Origin of the sequence: Herbidospora cretacea (assembly GCF_001570605.1) — a bacterium.
Lineage (GTDB): Bacteria > Actinomycetota > Actinomycetes > Streptosporangiales > Streptosporangiaceae > Herbidospora > Herbidospora cretacea.
The window spans coordinates 143,923-167,830 of sequence record NZ_BBXG01000016.1; the positions used below are offsets into that span (position 1 = coordinate 143,923).

At 72.3% G+C, this 23,908-nt stretch carries 21 protein-coding genes; 6 read left to right on the top strand and 15 right to left on the bottom strand.

Annotated elements, in window-relative coordinates; genetic code table 11:
- Window position 1 precedes the first annotated feature (1 nt).
- Complete coding sequence (locus AW270_RS27360) at window positions 2–1,771, bottom strand: serine/threonine-protein kinase (protein WP_061298959.1); 1,770 nt, start codon at window positions 1,769–1,771, stop codon at window positions 2–4.
- Window positions 1,772–2,281: 510 nt separating this feature from the next.
- Window positions 2,282–2,938 (bottom strand): pyridoxamine 5'-phosphate oxidase family protein, encoded by a 657-nt coding sequence (locus AW270_RS27365; protein WP_061298960.1) that lies wholly within the window; start codon window positions 2,936–2,938, stop codon window positions 2,282–2,284.
- Window positions 2,939–3,006: 68 nt separating this feature from the next.
- On the opposite strand from AW270_RS27365, the gene pdxR reads away from it, so the two are divergent.
- Window positions 3,007–4,467 carry a MocR-like pyridoxine biosynthesis transcription factor PdxR gene (gene pdxR / locus AW270_RS27370; protein ID WP_061298961.1) on the top strand — a complete coding sequence of 487 codons (1,461 nt, stop codon included), beginning with the start codon at window positions 3,007–3,009 and terminating at the stop codon, window positions 4,465–4,467.
- On the opposite strand, the gene AW270_RS27375 is transcribed toward pdxR, so the two are convergent.
- The 8 genes from AW270_RS27375 to AW270_RS27415 form a co-directional block, all read right to left on the bottom strand.
- Window positions 4,414–4,884, bottom strand: a complete 471-nt coding sequence (locus AW270_RS27375; RefSeq protein ID WP_245674873.1) for a hypothetical protein — start codon at window positions 4,882–4,884, stop codon at window positions 4,414–4,416. The two genes, pdxR and AW270_RS27375, sit on opposite strands and share 54 nt — an antisense overlap.
- A gap of 171 nt (window positions 4,885–5,055) precedes the next feature.
- On the bottom strand, window positions 5,056–5,874 hold the full coding sequence (locus tag AW270_RS27380) for a polysaccharide deacetylase family protein (RefSeq protein ID WP_061298963.1): 819 nt from the start codon (window positions 5,872–5,874) through the stop codon (window positions 5,056–5,058).
- The gene (locus AW270_RS27385; RefSeq protein WP_061298964.1) at window positions 5,871–6,776 is read right to left on the bottom strand and encodes a glycosyltransferase family 2 protein; all 906 of its coding nucleotides are present in this window, start codon (window positions 6,774–6,776) and stop codon (window positions 5,871–5,873) included. The genes AW270_RS27380 and AW270_RS27385 overlap by 4 nt, the downstream gene beginning before the upstream one ends.
- Window positions 6,773–7,570 carry a glycosyltransferase family 2 protein gene (locus AW270_RS27390; protein ID WP_061298965.1) on the bottom strand — a complete coding sequence of 266 codons (798 nt, stop codon included), beginning with the start codon at window positions 7,568–7,570 and terminating at the stop codon, window positions 6,773–6,775. The genes AW270_RS27385 and AW270_RS27390 overlap by 4 nt, the downstream gene beginning before the upstream one ends.
- 121 nt (window positions 7,571–7,691) lie before the next feature.
- Entirely contained in the window at window positions 7,692–8,057 is a 366-nt protein-coding gene (locus AW270_RS27395; RefSeq protein ID WP_061298966.1) for a hypothetical protein, read from the bottom strand.
- A 133-nt stretch (window positions 8,058–8,190) separates the two neighbouring features.
- Window positions 8,191–9,870: a sigma factor-like helix-turn-helix DNA-binding protein gene (locus AW270_RS27400; protein ID WP_061298967.1), complete on the bottom strand. Its 1,680-nt coding sequence runs from the start codon at window positions 9,868–9,870 to the stop codon at window positions 8,191–8,193.
- A gap of 416 nt (window positions 9,871–10,286) precedes the next feature.
- Complete coding sequence (locus AW270_RS27410; protein WP_245674874.1) at window positions 10,287–12,065, bottom strand: substrate-binding domain-containing protein; 1,779 nt, start codon at window positions 12,063–12,065, stop codon at window positions 10,287–10,289.
- 406 nt (window positions 12,066–12,471) lie between these two features.
- The gene (locus AW270_RS27415; protein ID WP_061299007.1) at window positions 12,472–13,113 is read right to left on the bottom strand and encodes a cation efflux transmembrane domain-containing protein; all 642 of its coding nucleotides are present in this window, start codon (window positions 13,111–13,113) and stop codon (window positions 12,472–12,474) included.
- Between the two features lie 113 nt (window positions 13,114–13,226).
- Here AW270_RS27415 and AW270_RS27420 point away from each other — a divergent pair, with 113 nt between their 5' ends.
- Window positions 13,227–14,048 (top strand): TrmH family RNA methyltransferase, encoded by an 822-nt coding sequence (locus tag AW270_RS27420; RefSeq protein WP_174549897.1) that lies wholly within the window; start codon window positions 13,227–13,229, stop codon window positions 14,046–14,048.
- Here the strand turns inward: AW270_RS27420 and AW270_RS27425 are convergent.
- Window positions 13,993–14,802 carry a D-alanyl-D-alanine carboxypeptidase family protein gene (locus AW270_RS27425; protein WP_061298971.1) on the bottom strand — a complete coding sequence of 270 codons (810 nt, stop codon included), beginning with the start codon at window positions 14,800–14,802 and terminating at the stop codon, window positions 13,993–13,995. The genes AW270_RS27420 and AW270_RS27425 overlap by 56 nt on opposite strands.
- A 59-nt stretch (window positions 14,803–14,861) precedes the next feature.
- Between AW270_RS27425 and AW270_RS27430 the strand changes: the two genes are divergently transcribed.
- Window positions 14,862–15,044: a YegP family protein gene (locus AW270_RS27430; RefSeq protein WP_061298972.1), complete on the top strand. Its 183-nt coding sequence runs from the start codon at window positions 14,862–14,864 to the stop codon at window positions 15,042–15,044.
- On the opposite strand, the gene AW270_RS27435 is transcribed toward AW270_RS27430, so the two are convergent.
- Window positions 15,041–15,547: a DedA family protein gene (locus AW270_RS27435; protein WP_245674876.1), complete on the bottom strand. Its 507-nt coding sequence runs from the start codon at window positions 15,545–15,547 to the stop codon at window positions 15,041–15,043. The genes AW270_RS27430 and AW270_RS27435 overlap by 4 nt on opposite strands.
- 128 nt (window positions 15,548–15,675) lie before the next feature.
- Between AW270_RS27435 and AW270_RS27440 the strand changes: the two genes are divergently transcribed.
- Window positions 15,676–16,128 carry a hypothetical protein gene (locus AW270_RS27440; RefSeq protein WP_061298974.1) on the top strand — a complete coding sequence of 151 codons (453 nt, stop codon included), beginning with the start codon at window positions 15,676–15,678 and terminating at the stop codon, window positions 16,126–16,128.
- 40 nt (window positions 16,129–16,168) lie between these two features.
- A complete protein-coding gene (locus AW270_RS27445) occupies window positions 16,169–17,224 on the top strand; it encodes a DUF4331 family protein (protein WP_218009359.1) in 1,056 nt (351 codons plus the stop codon).
- Window positions 17,225–17,232: 8 nt separating this feature from the next.
- Here the strand turns inward: AW270_RS27445 and AW270_RS27450 are convergent, their stop codons facing one another.
- The 3 genes from AW270_RS27450 to AW270_RS27460 form a co-directional block, all read right to left on the bottom strand.
- Window positions 17,233–20,562 carry an ATP-binding protein gene (locus AW270_RS27450; protein WP_061299008.1) on the bottom strand — a complete coding sequence of 1,110 codons (3,330 nt, stop codon included), beginning with the start codon at window positions 20,560–20,562 and terminating at the stop codon, window positions 17,233–17,235.
- 95 nt (window positions 20,563–20,657) lie between these two features.
- Window positions 20,658–21,719 (bottom strand): lysylphosphatidylglycerol synthase domain-containing protein, encoded by a 1,062-nt coding sequence (locus AW270_RS27455; RefSeq protein ID WP_061298976.1) that lies wholly within the window; start codon window positions 21,717–21,719, stop codon window positions 20,658–20,660.
- A gap of 216 nt (window positions 21,720–21,935) precedes the next feature.
- Window positions 21,936–22,739 (bottom strand): PIG-L family deacetylase, encoded by an 804-nt coding sequence (locus tag AW270_RS27460; protein ID WP_061298977.1) that lies wholly within the window; start codon window positions 22,737–22,739, stop codon window positions 21,936–21,938.
- Between the two features lie 58 nt (window positions 22,740–22,797).
- Between AW270_RS27460 and AW270_RS27465 the strand changes: the two genes are divergently transcribed.
- A complete protein-coding gene (locus tag AW270_RS27465; protein ID WP_061298978.1) occupies window positions 22,798–23,907 on the top strand; it encodes a glycosyltransferase family 4 protein in 1,110 nt (369 codons plus the stop codon).
- Window position 23,908: the final 1 nt, after the last annotated feature.

The following is a 23,908-nucleotide window of genomic DNA, read 5'->3' on the forward strand; positions in this document are numbered from 1 at the left end:
ACTACTGACGCCTCCGCCTGTGCCTTCCCGCCATGGTCCGCTTCACGGCAAGTGTGGCGGGAACCAGGCCGGTCGTCATCAGGCCGAGGGCGAAGAATCCTGCGGCGGCCGTCTCACCGGTGGTCGGTTCGACCGTGGGAGAGAGGGTCGGCTCGTCAGTGTCGCGCGAGGTCGGCGTCTCCGGGGGAGTGGAACCGGGGCCGCCGGGGGAACCAGGCGGCGGCGGGCTGCTGGGCTGAGTCGGCGGTGTCGAAGTGGTGCCGCTCGACGTAGCCGAAGGCTCGGGCGAGTTGGACACCGTCGGGGTCGGCGTCGCCGTGGTGGGCGACGGGCTGGGGGTCGGGGTCTCCTCGCCCGGCTCGCTGGTGGCCGTCGGGTCGCCCGGCTCCTCCAGGCCACCACCGCCGCCGCCCGGCTTCTTCGTGGGCTTGGCGGTCGGCTTCTTGGTGGGCTTCTTCGTCGGCTTGGGCTTCGGCTGCTGCGTCGGCTTCGGCTGGGCGTTCTGGGTCGGCTGGGTGACCGGAGGCTGGTTGCCGTCCGCGTCGGGCGACTCGGTGACCTCGGGGGTCTCGGTGACCGGGACCTCTTCGATCAGGCCGTCGTCGACCTCCTCGACCAGCGGGTCGGGGGTCGAGGAGGTGTTGATCGGGCTGGGGGTGAGCTGGGTCGTCCCGGCCGAGAGGGTGGCGCCGCTGATCGAGCCGACCAGCACGGCCGTGCCACCCGCGATGACCGCCATGCCGACCACGGTGAGGCCGATCTTGACGATCGCCTTGCTGAAGAAGCCGCTCTTGCGCTCGTCGTCGGGGTCGGGACCGCCGTCGAACTGCTCGCCGCCGGCGGCGAGCTGGGTGTTGGCGAGCTGGGTGTGCGCCTCGGGGATGGCCGCGGCGAACGGGAAGAAGGCGGCCAGCAGACCGGCCAGGGCGGCGAGGCGGCGGCGTCCGCGCTCCTCCCACTGCGGTCCGTAGGTCTCGACCGCGACGGCCTCCAGCTCCTGGAGGAAGGCGTGGGCCGAGGCCGGGCGCTCCTGCGGGTGCTTGGCCATGCCGCGCTCGATCAGGCCGCGGAGCTGCGGCTGGATCTCCTCGATCGGCGGCGCGGTCGTCTGGTGCTGGTGGGCCAGCGCGGCCAGGTTGTTGGCCCGGAAGGGCCGCTGGCCGGTGAGGCACTCGAAGAAGACCACCGTGGCGGCGTAGACGTCGGTCGACGGACCGGCCGGGGCGCCCGCCCACTGCTCGGGGGCCATGTACGAGGGCGTGCCCGAGGCGGGCATGCCCTCGCCCGCGCGGGCGGCGATGCCGAAGTCGACGAGCTTGCTGTGGCCGTTGCCGTCGACCATGACGTTCTCGGGCTTGAAGTCCCGGTGGACCACGCCCATGTCGTGGGCGATGGCCAGGCCGATGAGGGAGCCCTTGAGGACCGCGAGCGCGGCCTCCGGCCCGGTCGGGCCCTCGGAGCGGATCATCGCCCGCAGGGAGACGCCGTCGACCAGTTCCATGACGATCGCGGCCCCGTGGGGCTGCTCGACGTACTCGTAGAACCGCGCGGCGTGCGGGTTGCGGTCCATCAGTGCGAGGAGGCGGGCCTCGTGCCGGAACCGGGCGATGAAGTTGTGGTCGGCTAGGAGTTCTGGAGCGAGGTATTTGATCGCGACTGGCGTTCCATCGGCATCGTGCCTAGCCAACACGACCTGTCCGGCAGCGCCGGTGCCGAGTTCGCGTAGCTCCGTATAGCCGGGAACCCGCCAGGCGCCGGTCTGGCCGTACATGCGGTCTCCTTATGTGCCCGGGCCCCCACCATGACGACCACAGAGCCTAACGGTGCTCCAAGAGGTGAGGGGAAAAGTCACGAGATTGTAGTGACTCAGTGTCAAATGTGACTTTAGTGGTACAGGTGGGTAGACCGGGGACGCGGAGACTTTCGGGAGCCCGTCATGAGGGCATCGAAAGGGCGCTGAGCTGCCCGGACGCGAGAGTGAAACCGGCGCGGCGGAGGCGCCGGATCATGCCCGATGCGCGTTCCATAGCGTCTGGTTAGTGACGGTGATCACACCGGCTTGACACGGCCCGCGCTCATCGGCGCGGGTCTCGTCGTCGTGGAAAATGCCTCTTCCGTTACGCCTCCGGAGTGGAAGACCGGCATCCGGAGCAGGAAGGGCCGAGGGGAGCCCGGCCGCCCACGCGAGTCCCTGATCGGGCACTCGATGGCCACATGGGCGCCGGACACCTCGTGCTGCGTTAAGTAGACGCGCGGGCCCGCCGGGCGGTTGTCAGAAAGCTCATCTACCGGAGATGTGGGCCGGAACCGGGATGTCATGGGTCAGCTTCGGGTCGGTGACCGGCTCGCCCCACGTCGTCACGACCGGCAGCACGCCGGCCCAGATGGGCAGGTCGTAGTCCTCGTCGTCGTCGTTCGGCCCGCCGGCGCGCATCTTGACCGACGCCTCCTCCAGCGACAGGGCCAGCACGGCGGTGGCGGCCAGCTCCTTGCGGTTCGGCTGCCGGGTGTAGTCCCACTGGCCGGGGGCGAGCTGCTCGGTGATCGCGGCCAGCCCCGCCCACCGCTCGTCCTCGTCGGCGACCAGGCGCGGCACGCCGTAGATCATCGCGGAGCGGTAGTTGACGGAGTGGTGGAAGGACGAGCGGGCCAGCACGATGCCGTCGAGGTGGGTGACCGTCACGCAGACCGTCGCCCCGGGAGCGGTGCGCAGGGAGCGGGCCCCGGTGGACCCGTGCAGGTAGAGGGTCTCGCCGATGCGGCCGTATCCGGTCGGGATCACCATGGGCGCGCCGTCGACGACCACCCCGAGATGGCAGATCAGTCCGGCGTCGAGGACGGCGTGCAGGTCGGCCCGGTCGGAGCGGCCCCGCTCCTTGGAGCGGCCGAGGGCGGTGCGGCCGGTGGGGGACAGAGGGGTGCTGAGCAGCTCGGTCATACGGTTACCGTAGGAGCCGAGTGGCCTGGAGGAACACGTCCACTTCGGCGCCGTCAAGGGAGACCACTTTGCGGGAGCAGCAGGTCGACGTGCCCGTGGCCGTCGACCGGACCGGTCCGGTGCCCCTGGCGACCCAGGTGGGCGACCAGCTGCGCGCGGCCATGCGCGGCGGCCAGCTCACTGCGGGTTCGCGCCTGCCGTCCAGCCGGAGCCTGGCCAGCCTGCTCGGGGTCAGCCGGACCGTGGTCACCGAGGCCTATCAGCAGCTCTACGCCGAGGGCTGGCTCGACGGGCGGCACGGCTCGGGCACCTACGTGGCCGACGTCCACGCGGGCGACGGGTTCTCCGCCCGCCCGGCCGAGCCCCGGCCGTCCCCCGACGCCGACTTCTACCCCCCGCTGCACGCGCCCGACGCCGGTCTGGTCGACCTGCGGCCCGGCCGCCCCTGGGTCATGGCCTACGACACCGCCGCCTGGCGGCGGGCCTGGCGGGCCGCCGGAGACCTGCCGATGAGCGCGTGGCCCGACCTCTACGGCGACCCGATGCTGCGCGAGGCCCTGGCCGACCACCTGCGCAGGGCGCGGGCGGTGCCCGCCGGGCCGGGGGACGTGCTGATCACGCGCGGCACCGGCAACGGTCTCGACCTGCTGGCCGCCACCCTGCTGAGGCCCGGCGACCGGGTCGGGGTGGAGGAGCCGGGTTACCGGTCGGCCCGGCGGATCTTCGCCTCGCGGGGCGCCGAGATCGTGCCCTGCCCGGTCGACGCCGACGGACTGATCGTCGACGACTTGCCCGCCGGCCTGCGGATGATCTACACGACCCCCGCGCACCAGTTCCCGACCGGAGGCCGCCTGCCCATCCCGCGCCGGGAACGCCTGCTCGCCTGGGCCCGCGCCACCGGCGCGCTCGTCGTCGAGGACGACTACGACGCCGAGTTCCGCTACGACGTCGCCCCGCTCCCCGCCCTCTACGGCCTCGGCCCCGAACAGGTCGTGCTGCTCGGCACCCTGTCGAAGTCGCTCAGCCCCGACGTCGGCGTCGGCTGGCTGGTCGCGGGCAGGCCACTGCTCGACCGGATCGCGAGAACGCGCAAGGAACTGGCCGACCGCACCTCGGGCCCCGTCCAGCGGGCCGTCGCGATCATGCTCGACCGCGGCGACCTCGACCGGCACCTGAGACGCATGCGCCTGGAGTACGCCCGCAGGCGCGAGGCCGTGGTCGCCGCCCTCGGCCCGTGGACCAAGGGCGACACGGCCGGTCTCCACGTCCTGGCGGAACTTCCGGAACACGTCGTGCCGGAAATCGTCGCGGGAGCCCGTGAGCGGGGCGTCCTGGTCGACACGACCCTCCGCCACCACCACGGCCCGCCCCGCGTCCACGGCCTGGTCGTCGGGTACGGCTCCGCCGCACTCCACGACGTCCGCCGGGGCTGCGGGATCGTCAGGACACTTCTCGACCGGGCGCTAGACGTACAGCTAGACCACGCTCTCCAGGAGCCGGAGCTCCTCCCGGGGACGGGGCACCTCTAACTGAGGCGCGCTGTCACCGATCAGACGGGCGACGTCGATGGCCCCCGGATCCCCCTCGGCGGAACCCGGAACCTGCGAATGCCCGAAATGTCCCCCGCGGGCCCAGAGGCGGCGGCTGCCGTCCTGCACCAGCGAATGGGGAAGAGGTAGGGGCGGACCTGCGGGCCAGCGCCGGGGGACCTCCCACGAGTCCAGCCAGGCGAGGATCTCGTCGAGACCGTCGAGCTTGCTGTCGGTGAACGGTTCGTGCACCGACCCCAGCACGCTGATCTGGACGCACACCCGGCCGTGCCGGTTGAGGTCTCCGGTGAGGCCGCAGGCCGCGCGGGTCGGCGGCAACTGCTGGATGATCTGCCCCGTCACCGGATTCCACACCAGGTGAGCGGGGCGGTTGAGCTGAACGAGCCGCTGGGCCACGGATTTGGCCGAGATCCCTTGCGGGTCCGTAGGCCAAATGAACCAGACCACCCTGGGCGCGCCCCCGAGCATGGGGCCGGCGTCCTGGGGAGCGGGAATGCGACTGGCGACGGGTAGCCATGCCTGGGCCACTGTGCCCCCTCATGTCCTCGGTCGCCCTGTTTTCTCCCCTTATGCTCTCCGAGCGAAACGCGCGATCCCGTACCTGCCCCGCCGTACGACGGCGTAGCCCCGGGTCAGCGCGCGTTCCCGGAGATAGACCAGCGGGAGCGCCCGGCCCTCCACGGCGCGGGCGAACCGGCCCGGTCCGGTGGTCCGGCTCACCGTCAGGCGGGGAACCGCCAGCATGTCGGGGGCGGGCAGCTCGGCGAGGTCGTTGGCGACCGCGCACGCCGCCCAGAAACCGGCCCGGCGGGCCTCCCGGCGGACCCGCGCGCTGGAGTAGCCGTAGGGATAGGCCATCGTCGTCACCGGGAGCCCGAGTCTGTCCTCCAGGATCGCCTTTCCGCGCCGGAGTTCCTGGCGGAGCTGCGCGTCCGGTAACTGGTCGAGCTGCGGGTGGCTGTGGCTGTGCCCGGCGATCTCGTGGCCCTGGGCCGCCGCCTCGCGCGCCTGCGACCAGGTGACCATGTGGTCGAGCGGACGCCCGGCGGCCTCCCCGCCCGCGTCGGCCACCCAGCCCGTGGTGAGGAAGAGCGTGGCCGGGAAACCGAACCGGTCGAGGATCGGCAGCGCCTCGGTGTGGAAGTCGGCGTAGCCGTCGTCGAAGGTCAGCACCACCGGCTTGGCCGGCAGGGTCACGCCGGTGCCGTTCACCGCCGCGATCAGGCCCGCGAAGGTCATCGGGGTGAACCCGTTGCGGGCCAGGTAGTCGAGCTGCTCGGCGAAGTCGCCCGGCCGCACCGCGAGCGGGCGCGTCTCCGCGTTGGGCCGGTCGGTGACCGAGTGGTACATCAGGATCGGCACCCTGGTGGGCGTCGGGGTGGTCATCGGCGTGCCTTCCCGACGAGGTAACCCCAGGTCGTCCACGCCAGCCCGACGACGATCGCCACCGAGCGGCCCGGCCGGAGGGTGACCAGGCCCTTCAGCGCCCCGAGCGGCAGCGTCCTGAACGTGTACGACCGCTCGCTCGCCAGCCCGTCGCCGCTGCCCACGCTCCGGGTGACCAGGGCCTTCGACAGGCCCTCGGCATAGCAGCGGGACCGGAAGTAGCGGAAGGTCTCCCGCGCCGCCGGGACCTTGTGGCCGATGCCCGCCGAGGGCTCGAACAGCAGCACCGCGCCGGGCATCCGCTGGGTGAGCCGGATGCAGAACTCCGTCTCCTCGCAGCCAAGCGGGCGGCTCCGGCCGCCCTTCACGCTCCGGCCGATGCCGGTGGAGAAGCCGCCCACCGCGCCGATCACCTCACGGCGGAAGATCGCGTTGCCGCCCATCACGTTGCGGATCGGCGCCCGGGTCTCCGGCATGCCCTTGTAGGTGCAGCCGACCGTCCAGTCGAACTCGGCCGGGAACCAGCGGGGCCGCCTGGTGGCCCAGAGCGGGCGGGTCAGCCCGCCCGCCCCGACCACTCCGGGCCCGGCCATGGCCGACTCCAGGCCCTCGATCCAGCCGGGGTCGGCCACCGCGTCGTCGTCGAGGAACGCGACGTACTCGCCGGTGGCCGCCTCGGTGCCGGTGTTCTTGCCGCCGGACAGGCCCCTGTCGTGCGCGTTCTCCAGCACGATCGCGTCGGGGCAGGCGCGCTTGAGCCGCAGGTGCAGGTCGGGGTTGTGGTCGACGACCAGGATGAGCTCACGCGCCGGGACCGTCTGGGCCCGCACCGACGCCACCGCGGCGGCGATGTCGTCCCAGCGGTCCTCGGTGTACGCGCAGATCACCACCGACGTCTTCATGCCGCACCCTGGTCGGCCGTGGCCGCCGTCAGCGGCCTGGCGACCGGACGCCGCCGCCACTCCCGCACGATCGTGCGCAGCACCCGCAGCCCGTCGCGGACCGCCCGCAGGTTCGACTCGCCGTGGATGCGGTTGCGCTCGTGGCTGGGCACCTCGTGCACCCGCAGGCCCGCCCTGGCCGCCCGGATGTTCATCAGCGTCTCGACCTCGAAGCCCTCGCAGTCGAGGTCGAGCGCGGGCAGGTGGCGGGCCCAGAAGGCGTTGTATCCGTAGCAGAGATCGGTGTACCGGGTCCGGTAGAGCGTGTTGACGATCGCCCGCAGCACGGTGTTGCCGGCCCGCCGGGTGACCGTGAGGTCGTCGCTGCCGCCGCCGGGGACGTACCGCGACCCCTTGGCGAAGTCGGCCCCGCTGACCAGGGCGCTCACGAACTGGACGATCTCCCGGCCGTCGGTCGACCCGTCGGCGTCGATCATCACGATGATGTCGCCGGTGCAGGCCGCGAACCCGGCGGCCAGGGCGTCGCCCTTGCCCCGCCCGGTCTGGTGGACGATCCGCAGGCCCGGCCGCAGCCTCCGGGCCACCTCGACGGTGTCGTCGGTCGAATGGCCGTCGACCAGGACGACTTCGTGCACCCACGTCGGCAGCGTCGCGAAGACGTGGGGCAGGTTCTCGGCCTCGTTCATCGCCGGCACGACCACGCTGACGGTCGGGGAGACCGCGAGGTGGGGGCCGACGGCGGTGTAACGCTCGACATGCGGAAGCGGCCGCAAGCCGGTGATCTCGGGACTCATGGTGACGGAAATGTCCTTCCGGGCGGTCTGTCATGAGCGGAGACTGCCAGCGGACCGGCGCGACTGGACGGAATTGGGGCTGAACCCGTCCCGGTCGTGGGGCAGAGGGTGTGTGGGGTCGTCACCCGCCGTGCTGTGCGGGGGTGACGCGAGTGCGGGGGCGGTGAAGCTGGCGCAGGATCACCAGAAACGCGCTCACGACCGCGACGGTGGCCACGCCTGCACGCGGGGACCAGGCGTCGAAGAGGAGCATCGCCTCGGCGAGAAGAACGTTGACAGCCAGACTGGCGGCCAGTCCGACGGTTAGAGCCGATAGAGGGTCACGATCACGCAACAGTCCGGCGATGGCCGCGCCGGGCGCCAGGAGCAGGAACAGGGGCGTCAAGATCAACCTGGCCGGCGTCTGCGCGTCGGCCAGCGCGAGCACGGCGCCCGCGAGACACGACGCGCCGAGCACACCGATCAGGACGGTCCGGCTGGTCCCCATGTCACTCTCCTGGCTGGTGGAGGCACTTCATAGGATCAACCGGGGACGAGCCCGTCAATGCCGACGCTCTCGCGCCGCCCCCGGTTCACAAAGAACAGGGACTCTATCGGTAACGACTCGGCAACCGCCCGTGTTACGCGCCGGACTGCTGGGGCTCCTCCGACAACTGGGTCGCGGGGGTCTCGGTGGGCGCGGAGGTCGGCTCGTCGGTCTTGGTCGGCGTCGGCGTGGGCCGGGGCGGCTGGGAGGTCGGGTCGGGCCATCCGCCGGGCGGCGGGCCGTAGCCGTCGCCGCGCCAGGTGATCCGGCACGACGGGTTCCCGCCCGGCGAGGTGATCGCGATCGTGGCCGAACCGGCCGCGCGCGGGTTGACGATCGAGATCGTCATGCGCCCGCTGGCGCCCTTCTGCAGCATCCCGCGCGTCGGGGCGATCGAGACGCCCTCGCCCGCGCTGGCGCGCCATGCGATTGGAGCGTTCCTGGCGGTGAGGTAGAGCACCTCGCCGGTGGCGTCGCCGACGTCGCCGGGGCAGGTCATCGACAGGGCGGCCTTCGCCGCCGGGGGCCGCTTGGTCGGCCGGGGCCTGGCGGGCGCGCGCGTCGGGGTGGGCCGCGCCGACGGGACGCCCGCCGCCGTCGGGACCGGGGCGGGCGCCCGCGTGGACGACGTCTCCACGGCCTCCGCGGGCTCGGGCGACGGCGTGTCGGGGATCGGCTCCTCGGCCGGCGGGTCGGTGTCGACGTCGTACTGGGGAGCCTGGACGGTGCCGTCGGCGGTGTCGTCGGTGGGCTGCGGCTGGGGCATGGCCTCGATACGCGTGGGCGCGCCCGCGCTCGCGCCGTTCAGCCAGAACACCCCGCCCCCGGCGATCAGGACCACGCCGAGAGCGGCCACAGCGGGCGTCGCGCGCCGGGACTTCTTCTTCCCCGCCGCCCGCCGTGACACGCCCCCCGCCCGGCGGCCCCGCTTCACTCGGGGCCGCCGCCCGACCGGCACGGGGAACCCGTCCCGGTCGAAGTGATCCCCTTCCTGGGCGATGAGGATCTTCGTCTCGTCTCGTTCCGGGTGGGCGCAGGTGTCCACGACCCGGCGCCGCAGCGACAGCGGCGGGAACGCGACCGGCACCATCTCCAGCAGCTTCGGCGCCGCGACGTGCCGCTGCCTGCCCTCGGTGCAGACCTCGCAGCCGCCGATGTGGCGGCTCAGCCGCTGGCGCAGCAGCGTGCTCAGCGGTCCGTCCCAGGAGTCGACCATCGCCGACAGGTCGGGGCAGTGGGCCCGGCCGGTCCGCGCCAGCACGACAGCGGCGGCCGAGTTCTCCAGGTGGTCCCGGGCCCGCTCCAGCCGGGTGGCGGCCTGGCGGGAGGTCAGCCCCAGCACCGCGCCCGCCTCGGCCGGGGTCAGGTCGTGGCGCAGGGACAGCTCCAGCACCTCGCGCTCGGGCCCGCTCAGCTCACCCAGGGCCTCGTGGACCAGCGCGGTCATCTCGGGGTCGGGGCTGTCGGCGAGGTCGATCGGCCCGGTCGCGGGACCCGGCGTGCGGGCCGCGCACTGGAAGCGCACCAGGGCGTAGAGCCAGGCGCGTAACCGCTGCGTCTCGGTCAGCCGCCCCACCGAGGCGCAGGCGAGCACGAGGGCGTCGTGCACGGCGCTCGCGGCCAGGTCGAGGTCGTGCAGCCGGGAGTAGGCGTAGTCGTTCAGCCGATCGGCGTACGCGTCGTACAGGCTGGCTGGTGCGTGCGCGTCGGAGCGCTTGAGCGCGTCGAGCAGACGATGGTCGTCGGCTCGGCCGACGGTCGGCCATCCGGGCAACGGAATTCCTCCCCGAGAACAGGGGGCCTGCCGGTCCCCACACGAGAAGGACGCCCCTTCCGGGGCCCGCGTTTACTGTCTTCCAGGCCATGCTCAAGTGGCATGACCTGGGAAAACAGCGACTCCTGTGACTTGCGTGACCTCTACTGCGCGCTGGGGCGGTTGGGGGTGCGCAGGCGGCCCGCGATGGTCCTGGAGGGGGGTGACGGCGCGGATCTCCAGCTCCTCCGAGGCTTACTGGGCGCTGGGGCAGTTGGGGGCGCACAGGCGGCCCGCGATGGTCCTGGAGGGGGGTGACGGCGCGGATCTCCAGCTCCTCCGAGGCTTACTGGGCGCTGGGGCAGTTGGGGGTGCGCAGGCGGCCCGCGATGGTCCTGGAGGGGGGTGACGGCGCGGATCTCCAGCTCCTCCGAGGCTTACTGGGCGCTGGGGCAGTTGGGGGCGCACAGGCGGCGGGCGATGCCCTGGAGGAAGATGTTGCGGATCTCCAGCACCGTCTCGGGGAAGAAGGCCTCGCCGCCGGTCGCCTTGGCGATGTTCTGCATCTGCGTCCGGTTCTCGTCACCCTGGGTGTTGAACGAGATGATCAGGATCGAGACCGGCTTGGCGGGGTCGTAGTGCTCCTTGAGCCGCTTGAGTATGCCCGCGTTGGTGATGCCGCCGCTCGGGTCGTCGTTGCCGACGCCGTCGGTGAACAGCAGGATCGTGTTGATCTTGTCGGCCTCGTACTCCTCGGTCATCTTCCGGTAGGCCGCCCACAGGGAGTCGTTCAGGCCGGTGTTGCCGGTGGGGATGGCCTTGATCGCGGCCATCTGGGCGGCGATCACCTCACGCCGGGTGACGCCGTCGATCTGCTGGGCGAGCGGCCCGACCGGGACCGTCTCCTTCCAGTCGACGCCCTTGCCGTTGAGGTTGTCGGAGAAGACCCAGATGCCGATCTCGGTCTTGTCCGGGAACAGCTTCAGGCCCTCGATGCCGACCTGGGAGATGGCCTGCATGCGGGTGATGCCGGTCGCGTCGGCGGGCCGCGCCATCGTGCCGGAGATGTCGGTCAGCGACAGCAGCTTGGTGCCCAGGCCCACGCGCTTCCACGACTGGGCGAGCTTGGTGACGGTCGCGGCGTCGGGCACGGGCAGCGACACCGGCGCCTCGGCCTGCATCCCGGTCTCGGGGGTCAGCACCGTCCCCTTGCCCTCGGGCGAGCGGAAACCGTGCTCCTGGACGGTTTTGCGGGACGCCGCGGAGGCGAGCTCGGCGGTGAAGAGCTTGGCGGCCTGCACGACGTCGGGGTCCTTGGCCGTGGTGACGATCGGGTAGTCGAGGCTGACGGTGCCCTCGGCCGGATAGAGCGCCACGGCGGCGTTCTTGTTCTTGCTGTTGAACTCCCAGATCGACTGCTCGGAGGTCACCCCGATGGGCACCCGCCTGGCGGCCTTCGACAGGGTCGCGAACAGGTTGTCGGGCGAGGTCACCTTCGACTCCGACAGCTGGCGCAGCACGCCGACCAGCAGCTCCTCGGCGTTCTCGTCGCCGCTCTGCTGGAGGACCCCGGCCCCGGCCAGCAGCGCGCCGAGCCCGGCGGCGTTCTTGGCGGGGTCGAGCACGACCACGCGGACCTTGCTGGCCAGGCCGTCGGGGTTGGCGGCGTTGGCGGCCGTCATCAGGCCGGTCCAGCTCGGCTGCAGCGACTCGGCCAGTTTGGCGGCGGCGGCCTTCGGCGCGGCCAGCACGATCGGCGAGGCGGCCAGGTTCCCGGTCACCTTGGGCGCCGACTTCTCCGGCATCTGGGACAGCCACAGCGACGAGTCGGGGATCCACATGTCCGGCGCGGAGCTGGCGCCGCCGGTCCCGGCCAGCGCGGCGGCGACCCCGTCGGAGTCGGTGCCCTTCACGGCCACCTCGACGCAGCGCCCGTCGACCTGCTTCTCGGCCTTGACGAACCGGCCGGCGATCTCGCTCACGGCCGGCTCGATGTCCTTGGCGACGGCCACGTACAGGGACACCTTCTCGCCGGAGCACCCGGCCGAGTCCTTGTTCACCACGACGTACGCCGCCACACCCAGGAGGACCGCGAGGGCCACGGCCCCGGCGAGGGGGACGAGCACCTTGCCCGGCCCGGCTGACTTCCGCCGGGACGGCGGCTGCTCGTACGCGGGGTAGCCGCCCTCGATCTCGTCAGTGCGGTGACGTCCCACGATGGCCTCTTCGTCGCTCGTTGGTCTCCCTGTCCAGGCATAAAGGGAGATTCTCCGTAATGCTTACGGAACCATAGTGGCAACCACTAGACCGGCAAAACGTCCCTTTTACTGCGATGATGGGCATCGCGATACATCTTGACACCGCCATCTCGCGATGTATCGTGTTGTGCAATTCGACGAATCTGCACCCGGGGGCTGGGATGCGTGACGGGGATCTCCTGCTGCTGGAGTTCAACCGCCCCGGCCTGCCGCCCTCGGCCAGAGAGGCGCTGCGGGCCCTTCCCGGGCTGCGCGCCGTCCATCTGACGGGCCGTCACGGCCGGGTCTGGACGATCCCCGGCGGGGCCTCAGAGGTGATCGACGCCCTCCGGGACGCCGGCATGGACGTGGCGGTGCTGTCGCTTCAGTGGTCGCAGACGTGCCCGCGCCAGGCCCTGCCGCCTTCGTACACGGCGATCCCCGCGAGCGTGAGCGCCACCAGCGGGTCGGCCCACCACCAGCCGATCGAGGCCGCCCCGAGCCCGGCGAGCACGCCGGCGGCGGTGATCCCGCACAGCACGTTCTGGGTGCCCTCGCCGGTCGTCGCGGCCGAGGCCAGGCGGGCCCCGACGCGGCGCTTGGCCCACCCGAGGACCGGCATGCTGACCAGGCTGATCGTGGTCACCGCGACGCCGAGACCGGTCGGCGCGGCCCGGTGACCGTGGCCGAGGTCGTGGAGCACGTGAACCACCAGATAGGGCGCCAGCAGCCAGAAGCTCACCGCGACCGCGCGGGTCGCGCGGCGCTCGGCGAACGGTGACAGCAGCCGGTCGCCGGTGAAGCGCCACAGCACGACGAGGCTGGCCAGCGCCTCGACCAGGGCCGCCAGGCCCCACCCGAGCAGCGCGGCCGAATCGGCGGTCCAGCCGGCGTAGACGCCCAGCAGGCTCTCGGCGCCGAGCCAGCCGAGGGTCGCCACCGACAGCAGGCGCGCGCGGCGGGCGTCCCTCAGCCAGCTCTCGGCCACAACAACGGCCGGGCGCGTGAGCGTCCGCTGGTCAGGCACCTTGACCCCCGATCGCACTCGCACCGCCGGATACAGCGCTGAGTACTGTACCGGTCACGATCGGTCACATCTGTTTCGCCGTCGCCAAGGGGTGGCAAGGGTAGGCTTGCGTGATGGTCATCGAGCTCCACGACCCGGCCGACCCGCGCCTGACCGACTTCACCCACCTGCGCGACGTCGAGCTCCGCAAGAGCCTGGAGGCCGAACACGGCCTGTTCCTGGCCGAGGGCGAGAAGGTCATCCGCCGCGCCCTCCAGACCGGCCACCCCGCCCGCGCCTTCCTGACCACCCCGAAGTGGCTCACCCACCTGGCCGACGTGCTGGAGAACCAGGTGGTGTACGTCGTGGGCGACGCCCTCATGGAGCAGGTCACCGGCTTCCCGGTCCACCGGGGGGCGCTGGCCTCCTTCGAGCGGCTGCCCCTTCCGAAGGTGGCCGACCTGGCCCGGCGGTCGGCGCGGATCGTCGTGCTGGAGGACCTCGTCGACCACTCCAACGTCGGCGCGATCTTCCGCTCGGCGGCGGCGCTCGGGGTCGACGCCGTGGTCCTGTCGCCGCGCTGCGCCGACCCCCTCTACCGCCGCGCGATCAAGGTCTCGATGGGCGCCGTCTTCGCGGTCCCGTGGGCGCGGATGGACGACTGGCACGGCGGCCTGGCCGCCCTCGACGGCTACGACCTGCTCGCCCTCACCCCCGACGCCTCGGCCGTGCCGATCGACGAGGTCAGGCTGGGGGAGAGGACCGCGCTGCTGCTCGGCTCCGAGGGCGACGGGCTGTCGTCGCGCTGGCTCTCGCAGGCGACCGAGCGCGTCCGCATCCCGATGAGCCCGGCCGCCCTGAAGAACGGCGTCGACTCGCTCAACGTGGTGGCCGCCGCCGCTATCGCCTGTCACTCACTCGTTCGGCCCAGCTCAGCAGGTTCCGCGCCGTCGTGAACCGCCGCAGGTCGCCGGTGTCGCCCAGGATCACGCCGAGATAGGTGTGCCCGTCGCGTCTTGCCGCGAACGCCAGGCAGTAGCCGGCGGCCCGCGTGTAGCCCGTCTTCAGCCCGATCGCGCCCGGCGTCGTGGCGAGCAGCTTGTTGGTGTTGGTCCAGACGTGCCCCGAGGCCCTCGCGACCCTGGTCCGGGCGATCTGCGACAGCACCCGGTCCTTCAGCACGACCCGGGTCAGCTCCAGCTGGTCCCTGGCGGTCGAGTACTGCCCCGGGGCGGGCAGCCCGTCGGCGTTGACGAACCGGGTGTCGCGCAGGCCGAGGGAGCGGGCCGCGGTGTTCATCCGCGCCACGAACCGCTGCCTGCCGGGACCGTAGGCCCGCGCCAGCGCGTTGGAGGCGTCGGCCGCCGAGGGCAGCAGCAGGGCGTAGAGGAGCTGCCGTACGGTCAGCCGCTCACCGGCCCGCAGCCCGGCGTGGGTCGCGCCGCTCGCGTGGGCGTGGTTCACGTCGGCGGCGGTGATCGTCACCAGGTCGTCGAGATCGGCCTGGCGGCGCACGACATAGGCCGTCATCACCTTCGTCAGGCTGGCGACCGGGACCCGGCGATCCTCGTGTTTGGCGTACGGGACCGTTCCCGACGTGACATCCACGACGTACACCTCGGAGGCGGTCACCCGAGGGTCGGCATGGGCTGGAACGGAGAGAAAAATCGCCCAAGTGAGCACGGCGGTGACGAGAACGGCGGCACGCATGCCCGCATGATCGCACGGGTAGGCATGCGACCGCCGGACGGCATTCGGGGGGAGACGACATGGCGGGCAGATTCGTCATCAGCAGGGACACGGCCGGGACCTACCGGTTCAGGCTGGTCATGGGCAACGGGCAGACCATCGCGGTCAGCGGGCCCTTCACCAGCCGCGCGGCCTGCGTCAACGGCGTCGAGTCGGTGCGCCGCACCGCCCCCGAGGCGGCTCTCGACGACTCGGAGCTCTAACCCGCCTGCGCCGCCGGGGCGTTCCGGCCGCGGCGGCGCCACCGGGCCCACCCGACCAGACCGGCCAGCACCACGACGGCGAGCACGACCGCGGCGACCGGCGAGTCGGCGGCGAGCCGGAGCCAGGCCCAGACGACCGAATAGAGCCCGAACCAGACCAGCGGCGCCCAGGTCAGGCAGCCCAGCGCGCTCGCGACGAGATACCAACGGTAGTTGATCCGCAGCACGCCCGCCACCCACGGCAGCGTGTGCCGCAGCCCCGGCACGAAGAAACACCCGTAGACGGCGAGTGCCCCCCATTTGCGGACGACGTTCTCGACCTTGATGATCCGCTCTTGCCCGATCCTGCGCCCGAGTCGCGACGCGTAGACGGCGTCGCCGACCTTGTGTCCCACCCAGTAGTAGACCTGGAAGGCGCCGAAGAGGGCGACCGTGAGGATCGCGCCGACGAGCCAGTAGGGCAGCCCGAGAATCGACGCCGCCATCGGGTCTGGGAACTCCACCGTGCCGCCTTGGAATGACAATTAGGACAGCCTTACCTTAAGCGAGCCCGCCTGGACCGCGCCACGCACCACACCCCCTGCAACCGGACGGCAACCACCACTCAACCACGGCGTTCTACAAAAAAGGCATGAAATCCCGCAGCCTCGTCGCGAGCGGCGGCCGGACCGCGCTGCGACTCCTCATCGCCACCGCCGTGGCCACCGCCGCCTACCTGACCGGCACGACGATCACCGAAGAGCCGGCCCGCACCCTCACCCTGTCGGCCCGGTCGATCCCCGCCGAGAACGGCCTGGTCACCCCCGAGCCCGGCGAGGTCACCGTGGGCGAACTCGCCGGCTGCTCCTACCGCGCCCGCAGCGTGGTGGCCTCCGGCGCCGTCACCTACGAATGGACCCTCCAGCGCCGCAGCGTGACGACCGGCGCCTGGCAGGACTACCTGTCCAGCACCGGCGGCTTCAGCGGCGCCACCCGGACCGTCGACTGGCGCGTCCGCGTCCCCGGCAACCCCGGCTCCTACCGGGTGGTCCTGGACGTCTCAGGTGACCGCATCATGAGCGAGAAGTTCCTCGTGACCTGCTGATTCTTGGGTCTGGATCTCCCCGGCCCGGGGGAGGGCCGTCGTGGTCAGGACGCCTCGGCCTCTGGAGCACGCGATGTCCCACCACCTCGACTCACCCCTCGCCCGCCAGGACCCGCGCCTGGACATCTGCGACCTCTACGTCTTCCGCGGCGAACGCGGCACCGTCTTCGCCGCCGACCACAGCCACTCCTTCGCCGGCCCCGACGCCCCGAAGGGCCTCCACCCGGAGGGCCGCTACGAGTTCAAGATCGACGGCAACGGCGACGCCGTCGAGGACGTCACCCTCCGCTTCACCTTCGGCGAGCGCGACGAACAGGGCGGCCAGACCTTCCGCCTCGACTGGGTGACCCCCGCCGGAGGAGAGACGATCGCCGAGGGCCGCATGGGCGAGACCGTCGAGTTCGACGGCGGCGGCCGGGTCTGGACCGGCCAGGCCGGCGACTCCTTCTGGATCGAACCCGACGTCCTGCACGCCGTGGGCCAGGCCTTCCAGCACGGCATGAAGGTCGACCTGACCGGCTGGAACCCCGACAAGGCCGGGAACCTGTTCGCCGGGCACACCGTCTACTCGACCGTCGTCGAACTGCCCGACGGCGAACTGAGCCGCATCGCCGCCCCCGACGGGCGGATCGGCGTCTGGGCCCAGACGAGCCTGGCCACCGACAGCGGCGGCTGGCGCCCGATCAACCGCGCGGGCCTGCCCATGATCCACCCCCTGTTCACCCAGTACGACGAGGACCTCGGCGACCGCCTCAACACCAACGGCCCGGCCGAGGACATCGAACTCCACGGCGAGGTGATCCGCTCGAAGGTGGCCGGGGTCGTCCGCGCCTACGGAACGGCCGCCGACCCGGAGGCCTACGCCCAGACGGTGATGGAGCGCATGCTGCCGAACATGCTGCCGTACACGATCGGCACCGAGGCGGCCTTCACCTTCGCGGGCTGGAACGGCCGCGCCCTGACCGACAACGCCCCCGACGTCATGTTCTCCTTCGCGGCGAACACGCCGGTGACCCTCGGCATCGGGCGCGAATCGGTCAGCCCGAAGCCGAGAGACGAGTTCCCGTACCTGCCGCCGGTCGGAGAGCCGGAGTGATCCCGGCCTCAGACGCGGTCGAGGGCGACCTCCGCGTCGTCGACCCAGCGCTGGACGCCGACCCGCCGGGCCACCGTGAGCGCCTTCTCGTAGTGGGCGCGCGCCTCCGGGTGGCCCAGCTTCACCGCCAGGTCGCCCAGGGTCCGGGCCACCGGCCACAGCGCCACCACGCCCGTGCCCGCCCCGGCGATCCGGTCGTGGAAGGGGCGTAGGGCGGCGTAGGCCTCGTTCATCCGGTCGACGTCGTCGAGCCGGAGGCCGGCGAGGGCGCGCCAGGTCATGGCCAGCTCGTAGAGGAAGTCGCCCCGGACGGGTTCGCGCGTGACGGCCACCGCACGGGCGTCGCGCAGGTGCCCGGCCTCGGCCAGCGCCACCGCGTAGGCGTCGAGGGTCCACTTCGCGCCCCGGGTGTGCGCCTCGCCGAGGGCGTCGGCCATCTCGTCGGCCCTGCCCTGGACCAGGTGGAGGCAGAAGGTCGCGATCAGCGGCAGGTCCTGACGGCCCTCCAGCATCCCGGCCCGCGCGGTCAGCCGGGCCGCGTTCCGGTAGGCCGCCTCGGCCCCGGCGTAGTCACCGGTGATCATGAGGCGCTGCCCGGCGTACCAGGCGCCGACGGCCGCCGGGGCGGCCAGGCCGTACTGCTGGCCCAGCTTGTCGGCGCGGGCCAGCTGGCGGTCGGCCTCGGCGAAGTCGCCGCGGGCCGCCGCGCATTCGAGCAGGACCAGGTGGGCGAGGGTCTGGACCGAGATCTGGCCCGACTCCGCGCCGACCCGGAGCAGCTCGCGCCCGATGTCCTCGCGCTCGTCGACCTGGGCCAGTGTGTAGGACTGGCGGAGCCGCCCGCTGAGCGCCATCGCCAGGAGGTTGGGGTCGCCGCTGGCGCGGGCCAGCTCCTCGGCCTCCAGCGAGGCCTGCTCGCCGCGCGGGGTCGCCGAGCCCTCCAGCTCCAGGGCGAGGGTCGCCAGGAGGCTGGCGCGCAGCGAGTGTTCGCTGGGCGGCAGCTCCAGCAGCGCCTTCTCGGTGACGTCGACGATCTCCCACGCCGTGCGGGTGAAGTCGCGGGCGATGCCCTTGTGGGGGACGGCCAGGGCCGCCGCCACCCGGGCGGTCAGTTCGAGGTCGCCCAGCGGGAGCGCCACGTCCATCGCGTCGCGGCGGTGGGCCCGTGCGGCGGTCATGTCGCCCGCGAGGGCCAGGGCGTGGATCGTGCGGACCTGGAGTTCGAGCCGCTCCTTGATCTGCCGCCCGCCCGCCCGGTCGTAGGCGTTGATCGCGCGTTCCCACTGGGAGGCCGCCTCGCGGTAGGCGTAGCGGCGTTCGGCCTGCTCACCGGCGAGGCCCGCGTAGCGGACCGCCTTGGCGGCCGTGTCGGCGGTGCCGGCCAGGTCGTAGTGGTGGGCCAGGGCCGCGACGTCGCCGGGGTTCCGGGCCTCGATGACCGACGCCACAGCGGCGTGGAGCCGGGAGCGGCGCAGCCGGGACGCGTCGGAGTAGAGCGTGTCGCGGACCATCTCGTGGTCGAACCGCAGACGCCCGGCGCCCGGCTCGGTGACCAGACCGGCCAGCAGCGCGGCCTCGACCGCGTCGACGACCGAGTCCTCCTCGCCGGAGATGTCGACCAGGACGTCCACGTCGACGTCACGGCCGATCACGGCGGCCTGCAGCAGGATCTGCTGGGCCCTCTCGGGCAGCCGGGCGATGCGGCGGCGCAGCACGTCGCGGACCCCGGAGGGGACCTGGGAGATGTCGGCCTCCGCCTCGAACAGGCGGACGGTCTCCTTCACGTAGAACGGGTTGCCGCCGGTGCGCTCGACGATGGCGGCCACGACGTCGTGGTCGATCTCGCCGCGCACGAACGTCGCCCGCACGAGCTCGGCCGTCTGGGCGGGGGACAGCCCGTCGAGCTCGACCCGGACCGGGCCGAGCCGGGCCAGCGCGGCCAGCACGTCCTGCTGCTGGTCGTTGAGCTCGCCCTCGCGGCAGGTGACCACGAGCAGCACCCTGCTGGCGGCCAGCAGGCTCGGCAGGGCGCGCAGCAGCGCGAGGGTCTGGTCGTCGGCCCAGTGGAGGTCTTCGAGGGTGATCAGCAGCGGCGCCTCGCGGGCCACGCCCGACAGGAATCCGCCGACCGCCCGGTGGAGCCGGAAGCCACCGGAGGCGTCGTCGTCGTTGGGGACCGGCGCGTGGTCGTCGAGCAGGGGGGCCAGCAGCGCGCCGTACTCCCCGGCGCCACGGCGGGCGATCAGCGCCCGCAGCACCTCGACCCAGGCCCAGCCGGGCGGGGTCGCCGGGCTGTCGGGGCAGCCCCCGGCCGCGATGATCCAGCCCTGCTCCTCCAGCCGGCCGGAGAGCTGCCGCAGCAGCGTCGTCTTGCCCGATCCCGGGTCGCCGCCGACCAGCGCGATCGTGAGGCGGCCCGACTTGGTGTGGGGGACGGCGGCCAGCAGCGAGGTCAGCTCGGACTCACGGCCGACGAACGGCTCGGTCTCCAGCGGCGGCAGCGGGCTCACTTCGAGCGGGCGCGGCGGCCACGTCGGGGTCGTCTCGGCCCGGCGCGGCAGGATCGTCAGCTCAAGGCCCGGATCCTGCGACAGGATGTCGCTCTCCAGCTTGCGCAGCGCGGGCCCGGGGTCGATGCCGAGCTCGTCGTCGAGGATGGTCCGCGCCCGCCGCAGCGCGGCCAGCGCGTCACCCTGCCGCCCGCAGCGGTAGAGGCCCAGGGCCAGCAGCCGCCAGCCCTCCTCGCGCAGCGGATGTTCTGTGGTCAGCGCCTCGAGGTCGGGCACGGTCTCTGCGTGGAGCCCGAGCCGCAGCCCCGCGTCGGCGTGGCGCTCCCGCGCCACCAGCCGCAGCTCGCTGAGGCGCGTCACCTCGGCCTCGGCCCACGACTGGTCCTGGAAGTCGCTGTACGGAGTGCCCTGCCACAGCCCCAGAGCCGACTCCAGCCGGGCCCTGGCGGTCTGCGGGTTGTCGTCGAGCCGCTCGCCGGCCGCCCGCACGGTCGCCTCGAACCGGAGCGCGTCGACCTGCTCGGGCGCGGCCCGCAGGGCGTAGCCGGAGGCGACGGTGACCAGCAGCCGGTTGGGCCCGCCCCTCGGGCGGTTGGGCTCCAGCACCCGCCGCAACCGCGAGATGTACACCTGGAGGCCCGACTGCGCGCCCTTGGCGGCGTCGTCGGCCCACAGGTCGAACAGAAGAGTGTCGACCGGGACCACCTGACCCCGGGCGACGAGAAGCCTGGCCAGAACGGCCCGCTGGCGGAGGCCGCCGAGATCGAGCTCGTTGTCGCCGTCGTACGCTTCGACCGGGCCCAAGACCCGGAAGCCCACCGTGCTCATGTCAGCCGCCACGCTATGCGCGCCGCCAAACGGTACACAAGACGTTCACCGGTCAACCTCACTTCGGGGAGAGTGAGGTCAATTGTCGCGCAAGATCATGATGCTTTCTCGCGAGTGACGGGTTCCGCCTCGCGTCTGCCGTCCCGCCTGCGCAGGAGGGCCCAGCCGCCGAGAGCCAGCCCGCCCCACGGGATCTCGATCGTGTAGGTCCAGAAACCGAACAGGATCGCGGCGGCGGTGGCCTGCGCCTCGCCCGCGCCGAACCCGATCAGCGCGAGCGCGGTCCCGGCCTCCATGAACCCCGCGCCGCTGGGCGTGGCCAGCGCGCTGGTCAGCACCCGGGACAGCGCGAACACGGCGATCGACTGCGCCGTCCCCACCCACGACCCGGTCCCGACCATGCACAGCGCCAGGATCAGCCACTGGAACCCCAGGAAGAAGACCATCCCGAACGACATCTTCAGCCAGCCCGACCGGACGACCCCCGCCATGTCGGCCCGCAGCTTGTGGATGCCCTCCGACGCCCAGTGCTCGGCCGGCCGGATCTTCCTCGGCGTCAGCCCCACCACCCGGTCGGCGCCGTGCCCGATCACCCGGGCCCCGCGCTCCCAGAACAGCGCCGCCCCGACGACGACCACCAGCGCCAGCAGCGAGACCGAGGCCACCCACCCGGCGTTGGTCACACTGGGGGACAGCGCCGTCCCCGACAGCAGCAGCGCCAGGATGCCGGCCGCGGGCAGCAGGAACCGGAAGATCATGTTCCACACGCCGCTGACCAGCGTCGAGGCGACGATCGCCCCGACGGGGAACCCCCACCCCTTGGTCATCGCCATCGTCAACGCGACTCCGGCGGCCCCGCCGAACGGCAGCAGATTGCTCACCGCGCTCCCCGCGGCGTTCAGGGTGAGCGCCTGCGTGTGCCCCAGCCCGGGCAGCGACCCGGTCAGCACGAACGTGTAGGCGAGCAGGCTGGTCAGCCACACGACCGTCATCAGCGCGGCCATCTGCCAGGAGACCGCGGCGAACAGGCCCCCGATCTGCCCCCACGACATCGTCGCCCCGGTCAGCGACCCGATGATCGAGGGCAGGTAGACGATCAGCCCCGCGGCCAGCGCCAGCGACGCGACCGACATGCCGACCCGCACCCACCTGTTCATGCGCCCAGTCTGCCGGGCGCACAGAGCGCTTCGCTCCTCCTCTGGTACGAACCGGCCCAGATCCCCAGGGGGATAGTGCCGTCTCCGCTTCGGGCGTGATCTGAGATCGGGTGGAGACGTGATGAGCTTCGATCTGGCGTTCTGGCACGTGCCCGGCGGCGTCGACGTCGCCCGGGCCCGGGAGATCTACACGGGACGTCGTCACGGAGCCCTGAGTCAGTCGTCGAAGGGGTGGGTCATCTTCGTGCCGGGGGGCAGGTCGCGGCGGACGTACCACTCGGTGCCGAAGACATAGCGGTAGACCGGGGCGGGGATCTTGAGCAGGGCCGCCAGGGTGCGGTCGCCGTCTCCGCCGCTGGCCTGGGTGGCGTGGGCGGCCATCGACTGGCGTTTGACCGAGGTCCATCTGCGGACGTTCACGCGGTGGGTGATGTCGGCCGAGGCCGAGTAGGCGGTCTCGAACGAGCGGATGTCGAGCTGGGGGTAGAGCCGGGCGGCCAGGCGGACGCCCTTCAGGAGGGGGTCGCGGTTGACCGTCGCCTCCAGGAGGATCGGCGGGGTCGCCGCCAGCCTCGCGGCGCGGGTTCCCACGCGGTAGACCTGCACGTGGTCGGGGTGGCCGTAGCCGCCCGACGGGTCGTAGATGGTCAGGAGCTCGGCCTTCTCCTCGTCGAGGACCGCGGCCAGGCGGGTCGCGGCCTCCTCGATGTCGGCGTCCATGAAGGCGTCGGCCGGGCGGTCCTCCGCCCCGCCGCCGGCCTCCAGGCCCGAGTCGGCGTAGCCGAGGCGGACCACGCGGGCGCAGCCCAGCCGGGCGGCCGAGTCGTAGAGCTCGTTCATGCGGGTCTCGCCGAGCTCGTCGCCGTGGGGGAGCTCGGCCAGGCCGTGTTCGCCCGCTGTGGCCACCACCAGGACCACGCGGTGGCCCTCGGCTGCGAGCATCGCCATGGTCCCGGCCGTCAGCAGGGCCTCGTCGTCGGGATGGGCGTGAAAGAACACCGCTGTCTTCACCCGACACATGATCCCACCCTCCGATCGCGCGTTTGAGCCGGGTCCGGACCTCTGTCAGGCTGAACGGGTGCGCATCCTTCACGTGAGCGACTGCTACCTGCCCCGGCTGGGCGGCATCGAGGTGCAGGTCGCCGACCTGATCAGGAGTCAGCGGGAGGCGGGGCACGACGTCGAGGTGGTCACCGCCACCCCGGGCGAGCCGCTGCCGGGGGTCCATCGGGTGACCGCGCGCATGCCGTTCGACCTGCCGGTCCATCCGCGCGGGACCGGCCATCTGGCCCGGATCATGGCGGGATACCGGCCCGAGGTCGTCCACGTCCACACCGGCGCGGTGTCGCCGTTCGCGTGGATGGGGGTGCTGGCCGCCCGCCGGGCGAGGATCCCCACGGTCGTGACGGTGCACAGCATGTGGGATCCCGTCACCGCCAACCTCTACCGGGCGCTGCGGGCGACGTGGGGCTGGCAGAACTGGGGTCTGGTCGGCACGGCGGTCTCCGAGGCCGCCGCCCGGCCCATCCGGCGCGTGGCGGGGCCGAGAACGCCCGTCCACGTGGTGTCGAACGGGCTCGACCTGTCCGGCTGGCGGCCCGAGGGGCCGGGCCGTACACCTGCGAACGAGGTTCACGTGGTCGCGGTGGGCCGGCTGGCGCCGCGCAAGCAGCCCGTGCGGCTCCTGAAACTCCTGGAAGCCGCCAGGGCCAAGACCAGGCAGCCGATCACCCTGCGGGCCACGATCGTCGGTGACGGGCCCGCACGGGGGCAGATGGAGCGCCATCTGCGATCGAAGCGGATCGACTGGGTCGAGATGCCGGGAAGGTTCACCCGGGAACAGATCAGGGAGCTGCTGGCGGAGGCCGACGTCTTCGTCGCCCCGGCGCCCCGGGAGTCGTTCGGTCTGGCCGCGCTGGAGGCGCGCGCGGCGGGGGTGCCGGTGGTGGCACGGTCGCAGAGCGGTGTGGCCGACTTCGTGAGCCCTGGCAAGGAAGGCCTGCTGGGGCGCACCTTCGACGAGCTGGCCGGTGCGGTGGCACGGCTCGCGGGGGACCCTGCGCTACGAGGGGCGATCGCCGAGCACAATCGGTCGACGTCGCCGGTCAGATGCTCGTGGCCGGTGGTCCTTGAGGGGTTCGAGCGCTGTTACGAGCGGGCCGCCGACGCTTCTTCGGGCCGGCGGTAGG

What these genes read in the sequence shown, in the direction of transcription:
- AW270_RS27360 (WP_061298959.1), bottom strand. Translation starts at nt 1,771, where the DNA reads ATGTACGGCCAGACCGGCGCCTGGCGGGTTCCCGGCTATACGGAGCTA.
- AW270_RS27365 (WP_061298960.1), bottom strand. Translation starts at nt 2,938, where the DNA reads ATGACCGAGCTGCTCAGCACCCCTCTGTCCCCCACCGGCCGCACCGCC.
- AW270_RS27380 (WP_061298963.1), bottom strand. Translation starts at nt 5,874, where the DNA reads ATGACCACCCCGACGCCCACCAGGGTGCCGATCCTGATGTACCACTCG.
- AW270_RS27385 (WP_061298964.1), bottom strand. Translation starts at nt 6,776, where the DNA reads ATGAAGACGTCGGTGGTGATCTGCGCGTACACCGAGGACCGCTGGGAC.
- AW270_RS27390 (WP_061298965.1), bottom strand. Translation starts at nt 7,570, where the DNA reads ATGAGTCCCGAGATCACCGGCTTGCGGCCGCTTCCGCATGTCGAGCGT.
- AW270_RS27395 (WP_061298966.1), bottom strand. Translation starts at nt 8,057, where the DNA reads ATGGGGACCAGCCGGACCGTCCTGATCGGTGTGCTCGGCGCGTCGTGT.
- AW270_RS27420 (WP_174549897.1), top strand. Translation starts at nt 13,227, where the DNA reads ATGGTCATCGAGCTCCACGACCCGGCCGACCCGCGCCTGACCGACTTC.
- AW270_RS27425 (WP_061298971.1), bottom strand. Translation starts at nt 14,802, where the DNA reads ATGCGTGCCGCCGTTCTCGTCACCGCCGTGCTCACTTGGGCGATTTTT.
- AW270_RS27430 (WP_061298972.1), top strand. Translation starts at nt 14,862, where the DNA reads ATGGCGGGCAGATTCGTCATCAGCAGGGACACGGCCGGGACCTACCGG.
- AW270_RS27440 (WP_061298974.1), top strand. Translation starts at nt 15,676, where the DNA reads ATGAAATCCCGCAGCCTCGTCGCGAGCGGCGGCCGGACCGCGCTGCGA.
- AW270_RS27450 (WP_061299008.1), bottom strand. Translation starts at nt 20,562, where the DNA reads ATGAGCACGGTGGGCTTCCGGGTCTTGGGCCCGGTCGAAGCGTACGAC.
- AW270_RS27455 (WP_061298976.1), bottom strand. Translation starts at nt 21,719, where the DNA reads ATGAACAGGTGGGTGCGGGTCGGCATGTCGGTCGCGTCGCTGGCGCTG.
- AW270_RS27460 (WP_061298977.1), bottom strand. Translation starts at nt 22,739, where the DNA reads ATGTGTCGGGTGAAGACAGCGGTGTTCTTTCACGCCCATCCCGACGAC.